This is a genomic window from Nitrospirillum guaranorum (genome assembly GCF_034653275.1).
Taxonomy (GTDB): domain Bacteria; phylum Pseudomonadota; class Alphaproteobacteria; order Azospirillales; family Azospirillaceae; genus Nitrospirillum.
Genome location: NZ_JAYEES010000004.1, coordinates 71,898 through 88,180, shown reverse-complemented (window position 1 = coordinate 88,180; position 16,283 = coordinate 71,898). Strand labels below are relative to the sequence as shown.

At 68.4% G+C, this 16,283-nt stretch carries 13 protein-coding genes; 6 read left to right on the top strand and 7 right to left on the bottom strand.

Annotation, left to right across the window (positions count from 1 at the left end; all coding sequences use genetic code 11):
* Nucleotides 1–30 precede the first annotated feature (30 nt).
* Nucleotides 31–1,044 carry a tetratricopeptide repeat protein gene (locus tag UAJ10_RS22155; protein ID WP_322917441.1) on the top strand — a complete coding sequence of 338 codons (1,014 nt, stop codon included), beginning with the start codon at nucleotides 31–33 and terminating at the stop codon, nucleotides 1,042–1,044.
* On the opposite strand, the gene UAJ10_RS22150 is transcribed toward UAJ10_RS22155, so the two are convergent.
* The 4 genes from UAJ10_RS22150 to UAJ10_RS22135 form a co-directional block, all read right to left on the bottom strand.
* On the bottom strand, nucleotides 1,041–2,636 hold the full coding sequence (locus tag UAJ10_RS22150) for a hypothetical protein (protein WP_322917440.1): 1,596 nt from the start codon (nucleotides 2,634–2,636) through the stop codon (nucleotides 1,041–1,043). The genes UAJ10_RS22155 and UAJ10_RS22150 overlap by 4 nt on opposite strands.
* A gap of 105 nt (nucleotides 2,637–2,741) precedes the next feature.
* Nucleotides 2,742–4,289 carry an MFS transporter gene (locus UAJ10_RS22145; RefSeq protein WP_322917439.1) on the bottom strand — a complete coding sequence of 516 codons (1,548 nt, stop codon included), beginning with the start codon at nucleotides 4,287–4,289 and terminating at the stop codon, nucleotides 2,742–2,744.
* A gap of 157 nt (nucleotides 4,290–4,446) precedes the next feature.
* The gene (locus UAJ10_RS22140; RefSeq protein WP_322917438.1) at nucleotides 4,447–5,514 is read right to left on the bottom strand and encodes a LacI family DNA-binding transcriptional regulator; all 1,068 of its coding nucleotides are present in this window, start codon (nucleotides 5,512–5,514) and stop codon (nucleotides 4,447–4,449) included.
* Between the two features lie 225 nt (nucleotides 5,515–5,739).
* Nucleotides 5,740–8,043 carry a TonB-dependent receptor gene (locus UAJ10_RS22135; RefSeq protein ID WP_322917437.1) on the bottom strand — a complete coding sequence of 768 codons (2,304 nt, stop codon included), beginning with the start codon at nucleotides 8,041–8,043 and terminating at the stop codon, nucleotides 5,740–5,742.
* 354 nt (nucleotides 8,044–8,397) lie between these two features.
* Here UAJ10_RS22135 and UAJ10_RS22130 point away from each other — a divergent pair, with 354 nt between their 5' ends.
* Complete coding sequence (locus UAJ10_RS22130) at nucleotides 8,398–10,041, top strand: tryptophan halogenase family protein (protein ID WP_322917436.1); 1,644 nt, start codon at nucleotides 8,398–8,400, stop codon at nucleotides 10,039–10,041.
* Between the two features lie 145 nt (nucleotides 10,042–10,186).
* Here the strand turns inward: UAJ10_RS22130 and UAJ10_RS22125 are convergent, their stop codons facing one another.
* On the bottom strand, nucleotides 10,187–11,236 hold the full coding sequence (locus tag UAJ10_RS22125; protein WP_004274201.1) for a LacI family DNA-binding transcriptional regulator: 1,050 nt from the start codon (nucleotides 11,234–11,236) through the stop codon (nucleotides 10,187–10,189).
* A gap of 280 nt (nucleotides 11,237–11,516) precedes the next feature.
* Here UAJ10_RS22125 and UAJ10_RS22120 point away from each other — a divergent pair, with 280 nt between their 5' ends.
* Nucleotides 11,517–13,046, top strand: coding sequence for an MFS transporter (locus UAJ10_RS22120; protein WP_322917435.1), 1,530 nt, complete (start codon nucleotides 11,517–11,519; stop codon nucleotides 13,044–13,046).
* On the opposite strand, the gene UAJ10_RS22115 is transcribed toward UAJ10_RS22120, so the two are convergent.
* The gene (locus tag UAJ10_RS22115) at nucleotides 12,990–13,493 is read right to left on the bottom strand and encodes a PaaI family thioesterase (RefSeq protein WP_322917433.1); all 504 of its coding nucleotides are present in this window, start codon (nucleotides 13,491–13,493) and stop codon (nucleotides 12,990–12,992) included. The genes UAJ10_RS22120 and UAJ10_RS22115 overlap by 57 nt on opposite strands.
* A gap of 200 nt (nucleotides 13,494–13,693) precedes the next feature.
* Here UAJ10_RS22115 and ppk2 point away from each other — a divergent pair, with 200 nt between their 5' ends.
* The 3 genes from ppk2 to UAJ10_RS22100 are packed head-to-tail and all read left to right on the top strand — an operon-like array spanning nucleotide 13,694 to nucleotide 15,442.
* The gene (gene ppk2 / locus UAJ10_RS22110) at nucleotides 13,694–14,677 is read left to right on the top strand and encodes a polyphosphate kinase 2 (protein WP_322917431.1); all 984 of its coding nucleotides are present in this window, start codon (nucleotides 13,694–13,696) and stop codon (nucleotides 14,675–14,677) included.
* A gap of 58 nt (nucleotides 14,678–14,735) precedes the next feature.
* Complete coding sequence (locus UAJ10_RS22105) at nucleotides 14,736–15,041, top strand: type II toxin-antitoxin system Phd/YefM family antitoxin (protein WP_322917430.1); 306 nt, start codon at nucleotides 14,736–14,738, stop codon at nucleotides 15,039–15,041.
* Nucleotides 15,041–15,442 (top strand): type II toxin-antitoxin system VapC family toxin, encoded by a 402-nt coding sequence (locus UAJ10_RS22100; protein ID WP_322917429.1) that lies wholly within the window; start codon nucleotides 15,041–15,043, stop codon nucleotides 15,440–15,442. Before UAJ10_RS22105 ends, UAJ10_RS22100 begins: the two co-directional genes overlap by 1 nt.
* Nucleotides 15,443–15,472: 30 nt before the next feature.
* Here the strand turns inward: UAJ10_RS22100 and UAJ10_RS22095 are convergent, their stop codons facing one another.
* A complete protein-coding gene (locus UAJ10_RS22095; protein ID WP_322917428.1) occupies nucleotides 15,473–16,261 on the bottom strand; it encodes a class II aldolase/adducin family protein in 789 nt (262 codons plus the stop codon).
* Nucleotides 16,262–16,283: the final 22 nt, after the last annotated feature.

The window sequence follows — 16,283 nt, the reverse complement described above, 5'->3', positions numbered from 1 at the left end:
GCCTTCATTTTCGGCCAAGGACCATACCCCATGCCGCGATCCCCGCACCAAACCGCCCGCCCCCTGTCGAAGCTGGCCATGTCCCTGGCCGTCGTCGCCCTGCTGGCGTTCGGCGGAGGCACCGGGCCGGCCTGGGCCGACAACGCGTCCGACCTGGCCATGGCGCGGCTGGCCATGGCCAGGCACGACTACGCCGGGGCGCTGCCCACGCTGACCCAGCTGGCGGGCCAGGGCGACGCCGGCGCCATGGTGGAGCTGTCCAAGATTTATGGGCAGGGCCTGGGCGTGGCCGTGGACCAGGACAAGGCGCTGGCCTATCTGCGCCAGGCGGTGGAGAAGGGCAACGCCCAGGCCCAGGTGGGGCTGGCGGTGCTGTACGACCAGGGCAGCAACGGCCTGCCCAAGGATCCGGCGGAGGCCGCGCGCCTGTACAAGCTGGCGGCCGACCAGGGCAACGCCCGCGGCCAGGTCAGCCTGGGTTGGCATTACGAGAACGGCAGCGGCGTGCCCAAGAACGTGGCGGAGGCGGTGCGCCTGTACACCCTGGGCGCCCGCCAGGGCGACCCCGCCGGCCAGACCAACCTGGGCTGGATGTACCAGAACGGCGCCGGCGTGCCGCCCAACCCGACGGAGGCGGCACGCCTGTACAAGCAGGCGGCCAGCCAGGGCTTCGTCCGCGCCCAGGGCCAGATGGGAGCCATCTACCTGGCCGGCGTGGGCGTCCCCAAGGACCCGGTGGAGGCCGCGCGCTGGAACATGATGGCCGCTGAACGCGGCTGGGTTCCCGCCCAGTTCGCCCTGGGCTTCCAATACCGCCAGGGCGAGGGTGTCGCCCGCGACGACGCCCAGGCGCTGCACTGGCTGCGCAAGGCGGCGGACGGCGGCGAGCAGGGCGCCATAGCCCTGCTGGCGCAGATGTACGAGAACGGCGACGGCGCGCCCAAGGACCCGGCGGAGGCGCGGCGCCTGTGGGCCAAGCTGCCCCCGACCAGCGGCCGGGCCCCAAGGCGCGGTAGCGTCCTTCTGCTGCCAAATGCTTTTTAAGGGGGCGATTGCCGGGAATTGGCCAGCAGGTCGACACGGGACATGCGCACGATGTGTTCCGGCGTTTCCGTCCAACCGCCGATCAGGTCGCCGGCGATGAAGTCGGCACCCACGCGATCCGCCAGCCCCTCGGTCTCCGCCGAGTCCACGCCCTCGACATAGAGTTTCAGGCGATGGCGCCGGGCCTCGGCCGCCACCAGGCCCAGGTCGGTCGCCACCCGTTCCGGGCTGGGCCGTTCCGCCCCCGGGTGATCGACGGCCATCCTGTCGCCGGCGCCGGGCAGGATGACGCCCACGCCCTTCACCCCCGCCGCGGCCAGCGTGGCCATGTCCTGGCGCCCCAGGGCCACGCCCACCATCAGGTTGCGGCCGAAGGGGCGCAGGGCGGTTACGAAATCCGCCAGCCGGCCGGTGGGCGTGCCCTCGGGCAGGCCCACCAGATGATAGGTCAGGAAAGGGATGAGGTGGGCCGGGATACGGCTGGCCAGCGCCACGTAAGACCGGCGACGCTGCACCCCGGCCAGCGTCTCGTAATGCACGGGCAGCGACAGGAAGAAGCGGAAGCGGTTGTCATAGAGTTCCAGATAGGCGGCGATGGCCTGGCGCATCGCTTCCTCATCCAGGTCCAGGATGGCGTTCAGGGTTTCGGCCGACAGGGTCCCGCCGCCCGCCGCCTGGGCGCCCGCCGCCTGGGGGATGGTGTCGTAGCCATAGACGGCCTGGCCGCCCCGGCGCATGCGCCGCCCCCGGGTGATATACAGGCACAGGGCTTGGTGGTTGGCGTCCCAGACCGGGCGATAGACGACTTCCAACGGCCCAAGCTGGCCATGCGCGGCCCAGGCGGCCGTCACCTCACCCTGGCGGAAGCCCGCCGCGCCCGCCCGGCCACCCTGGCTGGGCAAGGGCATCCAGCCGGGATCGCCGGAACCGCCGGCCGCGTCCTGGATGAGGGTGCCGCCCCCGCCCCGGCCCGGCGCGCCGTGCAAGTCGGTCCAGCCGGGCGCGGCCTTTGCCAACGCCGCCTCCTCCCGCCCCTTGGCCACGGCCTCGACGCGGGCGGTGCCGGCCAGCAGGTCGGCCAGGCGGTGGGGCTTCAGCACCAGGTCGCCCGTGACCTGGCGCACGGCGGTGCGCACCACGATGGTGGCGGTGTCGGCATCGCCCAGCAGCAGGCGCTGCAGGTCCTGCAGCACGCGGGCGCACAGCAGGCCGGCCGCGCGTTCGTCCATCTGGGCGAAGACCACCAGATAGGTGTCGGGGCCATAGGGGAAGACAACATCGCCAGGGCCCAGCGACTGGTTCAGCAGTCGTTCGGTCAGCTGGTGCACGCGGTCGCGCACCGACGGCCAGCGGGACCCCAGCTTTTCCTTCAAGCTTTCCAGGCCCAGAAGCTGGACCGTGCCGGCGCTGACCCGCGCCTGATGCTCCAGGATGGCGCCCAGCCTGTCCTGGATATCATCCGGGCCGGCGTCCGGGCCGGCCTCGGGCGTGATGGGCTCGACGGCGCGCGAGCGGGCGGGACGGGACGACGTCGCCGGCTGCTCGTCCTCGCCCAGCCACCAGGTCGCGATTTTGTTGATCAGGTTGGGCATGCCGTCGCCAACACTCCGTTCGCTCAGCGCCAAATGGCTATGGTGCCGTTATGGCGGGCTGCGGAGAATTCAGACGGTCGGGGTAGCCCGCCGGAACAGGTCGCCTCACGCCCCGCCGGATTCCGCCGCCGCGGCCGTCGGCGGGGGTTCCGCATCCCGCCGGCCGACCCTTGTTTCCGATCCAAAATAGATGACCAGCAGAAGCGAGGCCGCCATCAGGCCGCAGATGGCCAGCGCCAGGGTCCCCAGGCTCGGCACCAGCGCGGCGATGGCCAGGCACTGGGTCACCAGGCCGCCGGCCTTGCTGCATCCGGCGACCCATCCGGTGGCGCGGCCGCGCAGACCCACGGCGTAGTTCTCGGCCGTGTAGGGCAGCAGCACGGCCAGGATGCCGTTGCTGCCGACGATCAGCAGCGCCACCGGCGCCACCACGTCCAGCAGGCCGGCCCCCTCGCCCAGGCGCATGACCCCGCCCAGGCCTGCGATGGCGACGACGATCATCAGCGCCAGCGTCCACTTCGTGCTCCAGCGGAAATAGAGCAGCGCCGCCACCGCGATGGTCGGGCAGGCGATGAGGGCGGACGCCGCCAACAGGCGGCTGGACACGACCACATCCATGCCCCGCGCCGTCAATTCGGCCGGCAGCCACAGCAGCAGCCCGAAATTGGTGAAGCTCCACGCCAGGGCGGTGACCGTCAGGGCCAGGGTGCGGCCGCTGAGGAAGTGGGTCTCGCCCCCCTTGGACGCGGGCGCGCCCTCCGCCTCGCGCGTCAGGGCGGCGCCAAAGCGGGCCAGCGTGCGCTGCGCCTCGCGCAGGCGGCCGCGCAGCAGCAGGAAATGGGGCGATTCCGGGATCTGGCCGTTGAGAAAGACCAGGATCAGGCCGGTGGGCAGGTTCAGCAGCCACATGATGCGCCAGCCGTACAGGGGCTGCAGCAAGGCTGACAGGCCACTGGCCGCCAGGTAGCCGCCGATGCCCCCCAGGCCGCCCACCAGCACCAGGTTCCAGCCGCGATGACGCAGCGGCATGGTTTCCGCCAGCAGGGCGTAGGCCACGGGCAACATGCCGCCCGCCGCCGCCCCCATGAGGAAGCACATGGCCACGTTCCACCAGAAATCGGGCATGGCCCCGCAGATGGAGGTGCCGACGAACATGACGGAAGACAGCAGGATGGAGGCGCGGCGGCCATAGACGTCGGCCAGCGCCCCCCAGATCAGGGATCCCACGACCGTGCCGGCCAGCGCCGCCATGGGCAGCCAGGCCACGGTCATCTTGTCCACGCCATACTCATCGCGCATGCCGGGCAGGACGAAGCCCAGACTGGCCGGCTTCATGACGTCGATGACCAGGGCCACGACGATGACCGCCATCAGCCGCCAGTGCGCCGCGCGCAGCGGACCGTCGTCATGCACCACGGCCAGGTCGACGGCCGCCACCGCCGTCTTGCGCGGCAGCAGGCCGTAGGCGGCGATGAGGACGCCCACGACGATCAGGCCCATGCCGATGGTCATGCCCATGTCCATGGGCATATCGGCCAGGCGATAGCCGACGTCCTTGGCCATCAGGAACATGGGCAGGTGCAGGACCACGCCCACGGTCACCACGGCGCACCCGACCCAGAAGGCCAGCACCGCCCGCCGGTCGGCCAGCACTCTGTCTCCATCCCCGGGGTCCCCATCCCCGGGACCAGTCTCGAAAAACGACGCCACCCGAACCACCTCGCCGGACAAAAGGAAGCGGCGCGCCCCCTTACCCAGGCGCGCCGCCCAACCTATAGCTGTGAGCGCTATCAACCGCCAGAAGGAATGGTCAGCGCCGGGCGCGGCCGAGGGCCGCCACACTGGACGGCGGAGCGGTCGATTCCCGCACCACCACCTCGAACTCCAGCAGCCGGCGCGGCATGGGGTGGGTCCAGGGCTGGCGCCGCACCGCCCGGTCGATCAGCAGGTCGGCCGCCGCCGCCGCCATGCGGCTGATGGGCTGGCGGATGGTGGTCAGCTGCGGCCAGATGATGCGCGCCACCGGCGTGTCGTCGAAGCCCGCGACCGACAGGTCGGCCGGCACCGACAGGCCCAGGCGCTGCGCCACCGCGACGGACGCCGCCGCCATGTCGTCGTTGCTGGCGAAGATGGCGGTGGGACGGTCGGCCAGGGTCAGCAGCTGCTCCGCACAGGCCATGCCGGTGCGGTAGGAGAAGTGGCCGTGACGCACCAGATCCGGATCCAGGGGGATGCGGTGTTCCGCCAGTTCATCCCGGAAGCCGCGGTAGCGCTGTTCGGTGGCGCCGTGGTCGGGATGGCCGAGCAGAAAGCCGATGCGGCGATGGCCCAGGCTGATGAGGTAGGCCGTCATCTGGCGGGAGGCCGCGTAGTCGTCCATGTAGACGAAGGGCGCCGTCTCGCGATCCGTGTCCGGCGCTATGCGCACCAGTGGAATGCGCGAGGCGCGCAAGGCTTCCAACACGCCGGCATGGTCGACCAGCGGCGGCGTCAGGATGACACCCTCCAGCCGCAGCTGGGAAATGAGGTTCAGGACCTGGTCACCCACATTGGGATCGGTGCTGTCCCAGGGCTCCACCAGCAGGTGGAAGCCGCCCTCGCGGCAGCGGGCCACGGCACCGGCCTGCACGTCGCTCATATAGTGGGCGCTGGGGTTGTCGTAGAACAGGCCGATGAGGAAGGAGCGGTCGCCGGCCAGGCCCCGGGCGTTCAGGTTGGGGCGGTAATCCAGGCGGGCGATGGCGTCCATGACCCGGGCGTGCGTCTCGTGGGAAACGCCGGCCTCGCGGTTGATGACCCGCGACACGGTCTTGATGGACACCTTGGCCAGGTCCGCGACCTCCCGAATGGTGATCGACCGCTTCTCTGGCTGGGCCAATGGGGTCTCCCAAATCAGGGGCGGAATCAGGCGACGTGACGCGTTGTCATCGTGGCGCCGAACAGCGATGGCGACAGGGGGATAAAGGGATGGGCGGTGCGGGGGCACCGCCCATCAAGGCGCAGGATTCGGGGAGAGTGTATCCTGCCAAGAAGGGAAAACACCGGGGCGCGGAAGGGGAGAGCCCCCCGCGCCCCGGGGGTCGAACAACGCGAACGAACCGGATCAGAAGCTGGCGTGGGCCCGCACACCCCAGGTCTGGGGCGGCTGGTACACGGCCGTCCACACCGGGGTCGCCGGGCCGCCGAAGGCACCGGCGTTGGTCTTGATGTTGGCGTTTTCCAGGTTCTGGACGAAGCCTTCCAAGGACCACTTGCCGCTGGGCGCGTCGTAGCGGACGGCCAGGTCGGTGCGGGTGTAGGCCTTCTGCTCGTCGTACGTGCCGGCGTTGAAGAAGGACAGGTAGCTGCGGGTCTCGAAATGGGTGGAGACACGCGGGGTCAGGGTGGCGCCGTTGGGCAGGTCGAACACGTGCTCGTACCCGACGGTGCCCGACAGGGCCGGGGCGTGGGGCAGCTCGTTGCCCTTCAGCTCGACCAGATGGGAAACGTCGCCGCCGCTGTACAGGCGGGCGTCGATGCTCTGCAGCTCTTCCATCTCGGTGTGCTGCGCGGACAGCGACAGGTTGATCGTGTCCCGCGGCGTGACCTTGGCCGCCAGTTCGGCTTCCAGGCCGTAGGCCTTGGCGCCCTGGGCGTTCTGGGTCACGATCTGCGAGCCGATGACATGGCCGGCGGCGTCACGGGTGGTGACCGCCTGGTTCACCTGGTAGCCCGTGAAGTCTTCATAGTAGGCCGCCACGTTGAAGGTGGCGCGGCCGCCGAACAGCGTCGTCTTGGCGCCGACTTCATAGTTGGTCAGCGTCTCGGGGCCGGCCAGCTTGCCGCCGTCCTCGATGTTGCCCGACTTGAAGCCCGTGCCGACGCTGGCATAGGTCATCAGCACGTCCTTGATGATGTCGGCGTCGGCGCGAACCAGCCAGGTGGCCTTGCTCCATTGGCCATAAACGTCGTTGGGCGACGCCGTGTAGCCGGGGATGGAGTAGGGGTCGCGGCCGAAGATGCCCTGGGTGCAGCCGTTGCAGGTGACGTTGCGGCCACCCACGTCTTCCTTGTCGTCACGGGTGTAACGCAGGCCGCCGGTCAGGCGGATGTCGTCGGTGACGTGCCAGGTGGCTTGGCCGAAGCCGGCGGCCGACTCGATCTCACGATCGGACTGGATGAAGCTGCCGGCCCAGCTGAAGGTGCCCAGGCGATAGCCGTTGGCCTGGTCGATGTCGAAGCGGATCTTGTTGGTTTCGTGCGAGTAGTACGCACCCAGGATCCAGTCGATGGTGTGCACGCCCGATGACTTCAGCTGCAGTTCGTGGCTGAAGAAGTCGTAGCTGGACCAGACGGTGCTGTTCTGCTCGAACGCGCCCGAGGGGGTGTTGGCGCCGGTAGGGGCCAGCACGCCGCTGTCGGCGTCGACCTGGTTGCCGCCGCCCAGCCAAGAGGCGCCGGCGACATAGGTCAGCTGCAGGTAGTCGTTGATGTCGTAGTCCATCTTGCTGTGGACGGACTTCGCGGTGCGGTCCTGGAAGGGCGCGGTGTCGGCCTGCACCGACCACAGGTTGGTGCCCGGACGCGGGGTCTGCATCAGCGGTTCGACCGGGGTGCCGGTGTCTTCATACCACTCGAAGTTCAGGTCCCAGCTGAAGCTGTCCGTCGGGCGCCAGGCGCCGCTGACGCGGAAGGACTTCTGGTCGCCGGCGTAGTACTTCGGGCCGCTGGTCACGTAGGCGGCCGGGTTCACGCCCGGCACGTTCGGGGCCGGCTGGTAGTCGACATAGCCGTCGTGCTTGTCCGTCACGAAGGCGACGCGGAAGGCCAGCTTGTCGGAGACGGGCAGGTTGAACATGCCGCGGGTGCCGAAACGGCCGTAGGAGCCGGCGACGACCTCGGCGTTGCCGTATTCCTTGTCGAAGGTCGGCTTGGCGGAGACCAGGTTCACAGCGCCGACGGTGGCGTTGCGGCCGAACAGGGTGCCCTGCGGGCCGCGCAGCACTTCCACGCGCTCCATGTCGTACATCAACACCGAGGCGCCCTGGGCGCGCGGCGAGTAGATGCCGTCGACATACATGGCGACCTCGGGGTCGGCCACTTCGGTGTAGGCGCTGTCGTTGCCGATGCCACGCAGGGTCAGGGTGATGGCGTTCTGGTCGCCCTGCTGGCCGAACTGCAGGCTGGGCACGAACTTGGACAGGTCGGTGATGTCTTTGACCTGCTGCTTGTCCAGGCTGTCCTGGCTGAACGCCGACACGGCGATCGGGGTTTCCTGCAGCTTGGTCTCACGCTTGGTCGCGGTAACGACGATTTCGGCAATGGTGTCGGAGGGACCGGCCGGGCCCGTCGCGGTCTGCGCATACGCGCCACCGGACAGGGCAATCACAGCCGCTGCTTGCAGATAGAGTCCGAGTCTCGCCTTCATCTCGCTTCCTCCCTTTTATTCTAGCCTGGTTGCTCTAGGCGGATATTCGACGGTCACCGCCACATCGAATAGGTGCGGCGCCGTTGTGGGTCGCATGTTTAGCGGGGCTGACAATGCTGTCAACAAAATTATGACAACGTTGTCGCACAGCGCTGTCATATGGCGGTAACCGTGGTATTCTGGCCTCATGCGCGGGTCGATGCCTGCGGCAGTGCGACAAACCGGCCGGCAACCCCTGGGTGAGGGGCGGGCGGGCACTGCCCCGGAATGGCACGGCCCGCCCTAACGGTTTGAGAAACATAAGAACCGCCGCCGTTCCGCCAAGGGGAACAGGTGGCCATGAGGGAGGAAGTGATGACCGCAGCGGAAGGCGTCCGGCGCCGTATCCTGATCGTGGGCGGGGGCACCGCCGGCTGGCTGACCGCCGCCTACCTGGCCAAGACACTGGGCGCCAATCTGTCCGGCGGGACAGAAATCACCCTGATCGAATCGAGCGACATCGGCATCATCGGCGTGGGCGAGGGCACCTTCCCCACCATCCGTTCCACCCTGGCCGCCATCGGCATCGATGAGGCGCGCTTCCTGCGGGAAAGCACCGCCACCTTCAAGCAGGGCGTTCATTTCGTGGACTGGGCGGAAACGCCGACGCCCGGCGCGTCGCCGACCCAGGCCCTGGGCGCCGTGCCCGGCCATACCCACTATTTCCACCCCTTCAACTTTCCTCATCAGGGCAACGGGCCGGAACTGCTGCCCTATTGGCTGCTGGGCGGGGCCGGGGACCTGCCCTTCGCCGAGGCCGTGACCCTGCAGAAGGCGGTGGCGGACGCCTCGCGCGGGCCCAAGCGGCCCGTCGACCCGCCCTATGCGGCGCCCTTGAACTACGCCTATCACTTCGACGCCAACCGCCTGGCCGCGCTGCTGCGCACCGTGGCCATCGAGCTGGGCGTCCGCCACCGGGTGGGCACCGTCACCGACGTGGTGCTGGACGGGAGCGGCGCCGTGGCGCGGGTGGAAACGGGCGAGCACGGCGGCCTGAGCGCCGACCTGTACATCGACTGCAGCGGCTTTCGGGCGGAGATCATCGGCCGGGCGCTGAAGGTGCCCTTCAAGTCCTATCAGGATGTGCTGTTCAACGACCGGGCGGTGGCGCTTCAGGTGCCCTATGACCGGCCGGACGCGCCCATCCCCTCCTACACCGTGGCCACGGCGCATGAGGCGGGCTGGACCTGGGACATCGGCCTGAACGACCGCCGGGGCACCGGCTATGTCTATTCCAGCCGCCACACCGACGACGCCCGGGCGGAAGAGGTGCTGCGCCGTTACCTGGGCCCGGTGGCCGAGGGCCGGCAGGCGCGCCTGCTGAAGTTCGACTCGGGCTGCCGCACGGCCCAGTGGGTGGGCAACTGCGTGGCCGTGGGCCTGTCGGGCGGCTTTTTCGAGCCGCTGGAATCGACCGGCATCATGCTGATCGAGGTGGCGGCCCACATGATCGCCCAGTACTTCCCCTGGGGCGAGATGGGACTGGACAGCGCGCGGACGGCCGCGTCCATGGCCGCCACCGCCCGCGCCTACAACGCGCTGATGGGCAAGCGGTATGAGCGCATCGTCGATTTCCTGAAGCTGCACTACTGCGTCACGCGGCGTACCGACAGCGCCTATTGGCGGGACAACGCCGACCCGGCCACCATACCGGAAAGCCTGCGCGACCGTCTCGCCGTCTGGGCCCACCGGCCGCCCGGGCGCTTCGACTTCGTGGCCGACCACGAGACCTTCCTGCCGGCCAGCTACCAGTACGTCCTGTACGGCATGGGCTTCAAAACCGACCTGGAGCCGGCGCGTGCCCTGTACCGCCGCATGGATGAGGCGCGGCACGAGTTTCGGGGCCTGCGCACCGTGGCCCCCCAGGCGGTGTCCAGCCTGCCCACCCACCGCGACCTGGTGGAGGAGGTCTATCGCAGCGGCTTCCGCCCACCCCAGGCCGCGACAGGACGGAGGTGAAGCCTGCGGCCGTCGTAGGACGCGACCGCGTCCGCCGCAGCGGGCACCGCAGGGCGCAGCGAGGAAGCCTAGCCGCCGGATGGCGGCGCCCGGCGATTGAGGAACGGCATTTTGAGCGGCGCGCTCAAATGCCGTTGGAAACAATTCACGCCTTGCCGGGCGGGCGGGCCGTGGATTGACGCAGCAGGATGGTGTGGGCCAGCACCTGGTGCGGCACGGGCTTGGGCCAGTCGACCTTGCCGCGCTGGGACAGCAGGCCGATCAGGATGTCGGCCGCCGTTTCCGCCATTTCCCGCACCGGCTGGCGCACCGTGGTCAGCGGCGGCCACATCATCTCGGCCAGCGGGGTGTCGTCGAAACCCACCACCGACAGGTTGGCCGGCAGGCTGAAGCCGCGGTTGTGCGCCTCCGCCACCACGGCGGCGGCCATTTCGTCGTTGCTGGCGAAGATGGCGGTGGGGCGGTGCGGCTGGTCCAGCAGGCGGCGGGCGCAGGCCACGGCGGAGGCGTAGGTGAACTCCCCCTGCTCCACCAGCACCGGGTCCACCGTCACGCCGGCGTCGGTCAGCGCCTCGCAATAGCCGGTGTAGCGCAGGATGGTGGCGGTGTGGTTGGCCTTGCCCTTGATGAAGCCGATGCGCCGGTGGCCCAGGGCCAACAGGTGCTGGGTCAGGGTGTAGGCCGCCTGCCGTTCATCGATGCGGACGGAGGGGGAGGTTTCCGATTCCTGCTGCGGCGTCACGCGGACGTAAGGCACGCCCGCCTCCTCCAAAATCCGCAGCACGATGGGGTTGTCGGTCACGGGGGCCGTCAGCACCACACCGTCCAGCCGCATCTGGTTGACGATGGCGCTGGCCCGCTGCTCCACGTTGGGGCTGCGATAATCGATTTCCTCGATCATCAGGTGATAGCCGTGAGCCCGGCAGCGGTTCAGCAGGCCCACCTGGATTTCCAGGGTGTAGGGGCCGCCGGCGTCGCCGTAGAGATGGCCGATGAGGTTGGAGCGCTCGCTGGCCAGGCTGCGGGCCATCATGTTGGGCTGATAGCCCAGCTCGGCCACAGCTTTCTCGATGCGCTCCTGCATGTCGGGGCTGACATAGCGTTCCTTGTTGATGACCCGCGACACCGTCTTGATGGACGCCCCCGCCAGGCGCGCCACATCGATGATCGTCGGCTTGCGGTCAGGCCCCGCCATATGTCCACTCCCATCCCTATATCGGTGCCGCTTCCCCATCCCTGGGGCCGGCGCGGGCTCACAATTGCCCAAAGCGCCAGGTTGCGGCAATCCTGCATCGATGGCGCAAAAAAGCGCGCCCGTCCATCATTTGACCGCCACCGTCCGAAAGGCATGCTGGCGTGACCGCCACCGGATGTTGTTTCCTGGGGGCGGCCTGGGGCGGAAGCGGGATGACGGCACCGCTGTCATTTCCGCCGGCGCCACCCTGGCCCCAAGAGAAGAATTCCCTGGGGGGAAGATGGCATACGGACAGGCGCCCGTCGCCTTGAAGACCAAGCTGGGCTACGCCATCGGTGATTTGGGCCTGAACCTGCACTGGCAGGCGATGACCCTGTTCCTGGCCTATTTCCAGACGGATGTGCAGGGCGTGCCCCCGGTGTGGGTGGGCGTGGGTTTCCTGGTGGCCGCCATCGCCGACGGCCTGGCCAATCCCCTGATGGGCGTGTGGGCCGACCGCACCAGCACGCGATTGGGCCGGTACCGCCCCTTCATCCTGTGGGGCGGCGTGCCGCTGGGCGCCGTCATGGCCGCCTGTTTCACCGCCCCCGGCCTGGGCGAGGGCGGGCTGATCGCCTACGCCATCCTGAGCCACATGGCTTGGCGCGGCGTCTACACCATCGTCTCCATCCCCTACGCCTCGCTGTCCGCGCGCATCACCCAGGACGCGGAGGAGCGGTCAAGCCTCACCGGTTATCGCATGACCTGCGCCTTCATCGGCGGCATCACCGTGTCGTTCCTGCTGCCGGCCCTGGCCGCCCGCATCGACCATATGGCGGCCGGCGGTCATGGTGGCTCACCGGGCGGCGGCCTGGGCTACAGCATCAGCGGCCTGGTGGTGGGCACGCTGTCCGTCGCCCTGTTCTGGCTGTGCGCCAGCGTGGTGAAGGAAAAGCCGTACCCGGCCCTGACGCCCGCCTCGCGCGCCACGCTTGACAGCGATGTCGCCGGCTTCCTGCGCACGCTGGGCCGTTCCGGCCCGCTGATGCGCTTGCTGGTGTCCATCGGACTCATCCAGGTGGCGGGCGCCTTGCAGTTCCGCAACCTGGTCTATTTCTTCAAGTACGACGTGGGTGACATGGACCTGGCCGCTTACGCCATGCCCGCCTTTTCCGCCGCCAGCGCCGTCAGCGTGCCCTTCTGGGTGTGGCTGTCCCGCCGCACCAGCAAGAAGGTGTCGTGGCAGATGGGAACCGGCCTGGCGGCGCTATCCTCCCTGGCCTTCCTGATGGCGCCCAGTGACCAGCCCGCCCTGGCGGTGGCGGCCATCGCCGCCCTGTTCGTGGGCTGCACCGTCCACGCCGTGGGCTTCTGGGCCATGCTGCCCGACCTGGTTGATTACAACGAATGGCGCTTCGGCCGCCGGGACGAGGCCAAGATTTTCGGCGTGGCCTCGCTGGCGCAGAAGGTGGCGCTGGGCCTGGCCGGCGCCCTGCTGGGCTGGCTGCTGTCCGCCATCGGCTTCGTGCCCAACGCCACCCAGTCGGCGGAAACCTTGAACGGCCTGCGCCTGCTGATGTCCCTGCTGCCCTGCGGCCTGTTCGCCGCCACCCTGGCGCTGATGGCGGGCTACCCGCTTGATGGCGCCCTGCACCGGCGGGTTGTGGAGGAACTGGACCAGCGGGCGGCGGGCGACGTTCCGGCCCAGCCCGCCCCGCCGGTCGCCCCCCTGCCTACCTCACCCTTGCCAGCCAACCATCCAGGTGCCGGCGGCTCAGCCCTTGGGCGGCCGGGGGTCGAACACCAGGCACGTGGTGGTGCCGTGGGCTAGCAGCCGGCCGTCGGCGTCTACCAGGCGGCCTTCGGACGTGGCGGTGCGGCCGCCGGCATGGATGATGCGCCCCTCGGCCCGCACCGGGCCGGTGGCCGAGGTCACCGCGCGGATGTAATTGATCTTCAGTTCCAGCGTGGTGTAAGCGCGACCGCCGGTCAGCGTGGTCTGAACGGCGCAGGCCATGCAGCTGTCCAGCAGGGTGGCGATCCACCCGCCATGGACCGAGCCGATGGGGTTGTAATAGGCGTGGACCGGCGTGCCGGTGAAGACGGCGTAGCCCACCTCGGCATGGGTCAACGTGAAGCCCAGGGTCTGGTTGATGGGCGGCGGCGGCAGATCGCCCGCCATCATGGCGCGCAGGAAATCCAGCCCGTCCATGCGGGCCAGCGCCGCCATGCGTTCCGCCTCGCCCATCTGCTTGTCGGTCTCACCCGGGGCAACCATCGTTGATCCTCTTGATCGTATCCGTGTCACCGCCATCTTGACCTCGTGACTTTCATTATGCAATCCGCATAACCGAAGGGCGCATTGACATGGCGCAAGGATGGGGTGCCCCATTCAGGGACAAGGTGCTTGGCAAGGAACCGCAACGGTTCACCAGCGCATATGAGTGGCGCGCACATCACGGGGAGGCCTGAGACGCCATGGCCGGCAAGTCCAAGAAGCATGCGAATCAGAACGCGCAGCACACGAATGGCGCCGCCCAGGGCGGCGAGGTGGGCGAGCCCACACCGGAAGAGATGGCGGACATCAGCCCGGCCCCGCCGCTGGACGGCGAGATCCTGCGCAACGCCAGGGAACATAAGCGCATCGAGGACCGCTGGAACATCCTGGGCCCGGGCAAGCCGGGCCGGCCGCCCAAGCACTACAAGTACATCGATGAGCTGGCGCGCCTGCAGTTCGAGCTGCTGAAGCTGCAAGAGTGGGTGCGCATTCAGGGCCTGAAGGTGGTGGTGCTGTTCGAGGGCCGCGACGCCGCCGGCAAGGGCGGGGTCATCAAGCGCATCACCGAAAGCCTGAACCCCCGCATCTGCCGCGTGGTGGCCCTGGGCACGCCCACGGAGCGGGAGAAGGGCCAGTGGTACTTCCAGCGCTATGTCCAGCATCTGCCGGGCCCCGGCGAGATGATCCTGTTCGACCGCAGTTGGTACAACCGCGCCGGCGTCGAGAAGGTCATGGGCTTCTGCACCGAGGATGAGTACCAGGAGTTCCTGCGCGCCTGCCCCCTGTTCGAGGAGATGCTGGTGAAATCCGGCGTCATCCTGATCAAGTACTGGTTCTCCGTCAGCGATGAGGAGCAGGAGAAGCGCTTCGTGGAGCGCATGCACAACCCCATGAAGCGCTGGAAACTGTCGCCCATGGACCTGGAGTCGCGCGGCCGCTGGGTGGAATATTCGAAGGCCAAGGACGTGATGCTGGCCCACACCGACCATGCCCACGCGCCCTGGTACATCGTCGACGCCGACAACAAGAAGAAGGCGCGCCTGAACTGCATCGCCCACCTGCTGCACCAGATCCCCTACAAGGACCTGAGCCCGGTGGAATTGCCCCTGCCCCCGCGCCAGCCGGACAACGGCTACAAGCGTCCGAAGAAGTCCACCCAGCATTGGGTGGATGAGGGCTATTGATGGGGGGATCTGGCCTGGCGAAGGCCTACCCTGCGGCTTGTTCGCGCAAGGCCGATTGATGTTCCGCCGCTTTTCTATAAAATGGATTGGTCGATTCGACTGGTCGAAAGCGAAGGTCATGCGCGAGGTTCAATCGTCGGAAGCGAAAACCCACCTGCCCCAAATCCTGGATGAGGTGGAGCGGGGGGAGACCATTATCATCACCCGGCACGGCCGCCCCATCGCGCGGCTCATTCCTGAAGCGGAAAGCCGGCAGGAGGAGATCGACCGGGCCATTGAGGGCATCCGCGGCCTTCAACAGAAGACCGGCCCGATTTCGCTGGACGATTTGCTGTCGGCCCGTCACGAAGGGCACAAATATTAATGCCCTTCGTGATCGACGCGTCGGTCGCCGCCTGTTGGGCCTTCAAGGATGAAGACCATCCTATCGCCACGCGCGCGCTTGAGCGAATTCGCACGGACCGCGCGCACGCCCCCAGCCTTTGGTGGTTTGAAGTCCGCAATACCTTAATCATCAGCGAGCGCCGGCGGCGGCTTACTCCGGAGGATACGGCGGCCTTCCTGTATCGGCTCGCCAAACTGGGCGTGATGGTGGACCGTTCCCCGGATGAAACCGCCGTGCTGACCCTGGCGCGCCAGCACCGGCTGACCGTCTATGACGCGGCCTACCTGGAACTGGCGCAACGACAGGCTCTGCCTTTGGCCACCCTTGACCACGCCCTTACCGAGGCCGCCCGCGCCATTGGCCTGGACCTGATTTCCTGAGCCGTAGCCATTGCCTAGCATTGTCCAGGATCAGTCCGCATACCCCGGCATCTGCCGCGCCAGGCGGCGCAGCAGGGCCGGCCAGACCAGCAGGTTGGCCGCCTGGGACACACCCATGCGGCTGATCTGGATGTTGCGCTCGATGGCCTCATGCGGGGCGGGATAGAGCGGCCGGCCCATGGTCAGGGTGCGCACCTGCATGGTGCAGGACCGTTCCAGGAAATACATGCGGGTGAAGGCCTCGGCCACCGTGCGCCCCACGGTCAAGGTGCCGTGGTTGCGCAGCAGCATGGTGTTCTTGGCGCCCAGGTCGCGCTGCAGGCGCGGGCGCTCGTCATGCTCGAACGCCACGCCCTCGTAATCGTGGTAGGCGAGGTCGTCGATCACCAGCTGCGCCGTCTGGTTCAGGGGCAGCAGGCCTTCCTCCAAGGTCGAGACCGCCGTGCCGTCGGCGGTGTGCAGGTGAAGCACACAGCCCGCGTCTTCGCGCACCTGATGCACGGCGGAGTGGATGGTGAAGCCCGCCGGGTTCACGGGGAAACCGGTGTCCAGCACCACCTTGCCGTCCATGTCCACCTTCACCAGGCTGCTGGCGGTGATCTCCTCGAACAGCATGCCGTAGGGGTTGATGAGGAAGTGGTGCTCCGGCCCCGGCACCCGGGCCGAGATGTGGGTGAACACCAAATCGTCCCAGCCGAACAGGGCCACCAGGCGGTAGGCCGCCGCCAGATCAACACGCAGCCGCCATTCCTCGGCCGAGACGCGGTCGCGTAACGGCGGCTGGTCGGCGGGGGCCAGCGTGGGCGCGGTTTCGAACATGGAATCCTCCCGGTGTTTTTAT

Bases quoted from the DNA above. Each gene is read 5' to 3' on its own strand.
- UAJ10_RS22105 (WP_322917430.1), top strand. From the start codon at position 14,736: ATGTTCCGCCGCTTTTCTATAAAATGGATTGGTCGATTCGACTGGTCG.
- UAJ10_RS22125 (WP_004274201.1), bottom strand. From the start codon at position 11,236: ATGGCGGGGCCTGACCGCAAGCCGACGATCATCGATGTGGCGCGCCTG.
- UAJ10_RS22100 (WP_322917429.1), top strand. From the start codon at position 15,041: ATGCCCTTCGTGATCGACGCGTCGGTCGCCGCCTGTTGGGCCTTCAAG.
- UAJ10_RS22120 (WP_322917435.1), top strand. From the start codon at position 11,517: ATGGCATACGGACAGGCGCCCGTCGCCTTGAAGACCAAGCTGGGCTAC.
- UAJ10_RS22130 (WP_322917436.1), top strand. From the start codon at position 8,398: ATGACCGCAGCGGAAGGCGTCCGGCGCCGTATCCTGATCGTGGGCGGG.
- UAJ10_RS22135 (WP_322917437.1), bottom strand. From the start codon at position 8,043: ATGAAGGCGAGACTCGGACTCTATCTGCAAGCAGCGGCTGTGATTGCC.
- UAJ10_RS22095 (WP_322917428.1), bottom strand. From the start codon at position 16,261: ATGTTCGAAACCGCGCCCACGCTGGCCCCCGCCGACCAGCCGCCGTTA.
- UAJ10_RS22155 (WP_322917441.1), top strand. From the start codon at position 31: ATGCCGCGATCCCCGCACCAAACCGCCCGCCCCCTGTCGAAGCTGGCC.
- UAJ10_RS22150 (WP_322917440.1), bottom strand. From the start codon at position 2,636: ATGCCCAACCTGATCAACAAAATCGCGACCTGGTGGCTGGGCGAGGAC.
- UAJ10_RS22115 (WP_322917433.1), bottom strand. From the start codon at position 13,493: ATGGTTGCCCCGGGTGAGACCGACAAGCAGATGGGCGAGGCGGAACGC.
- ppk2 (WP_322917431.1), top strand. From the start codon at position 13,694: ATGGCCGGCAAGTCCAAGAAGCATGCGAATCAGAACGCGCAGCACACG.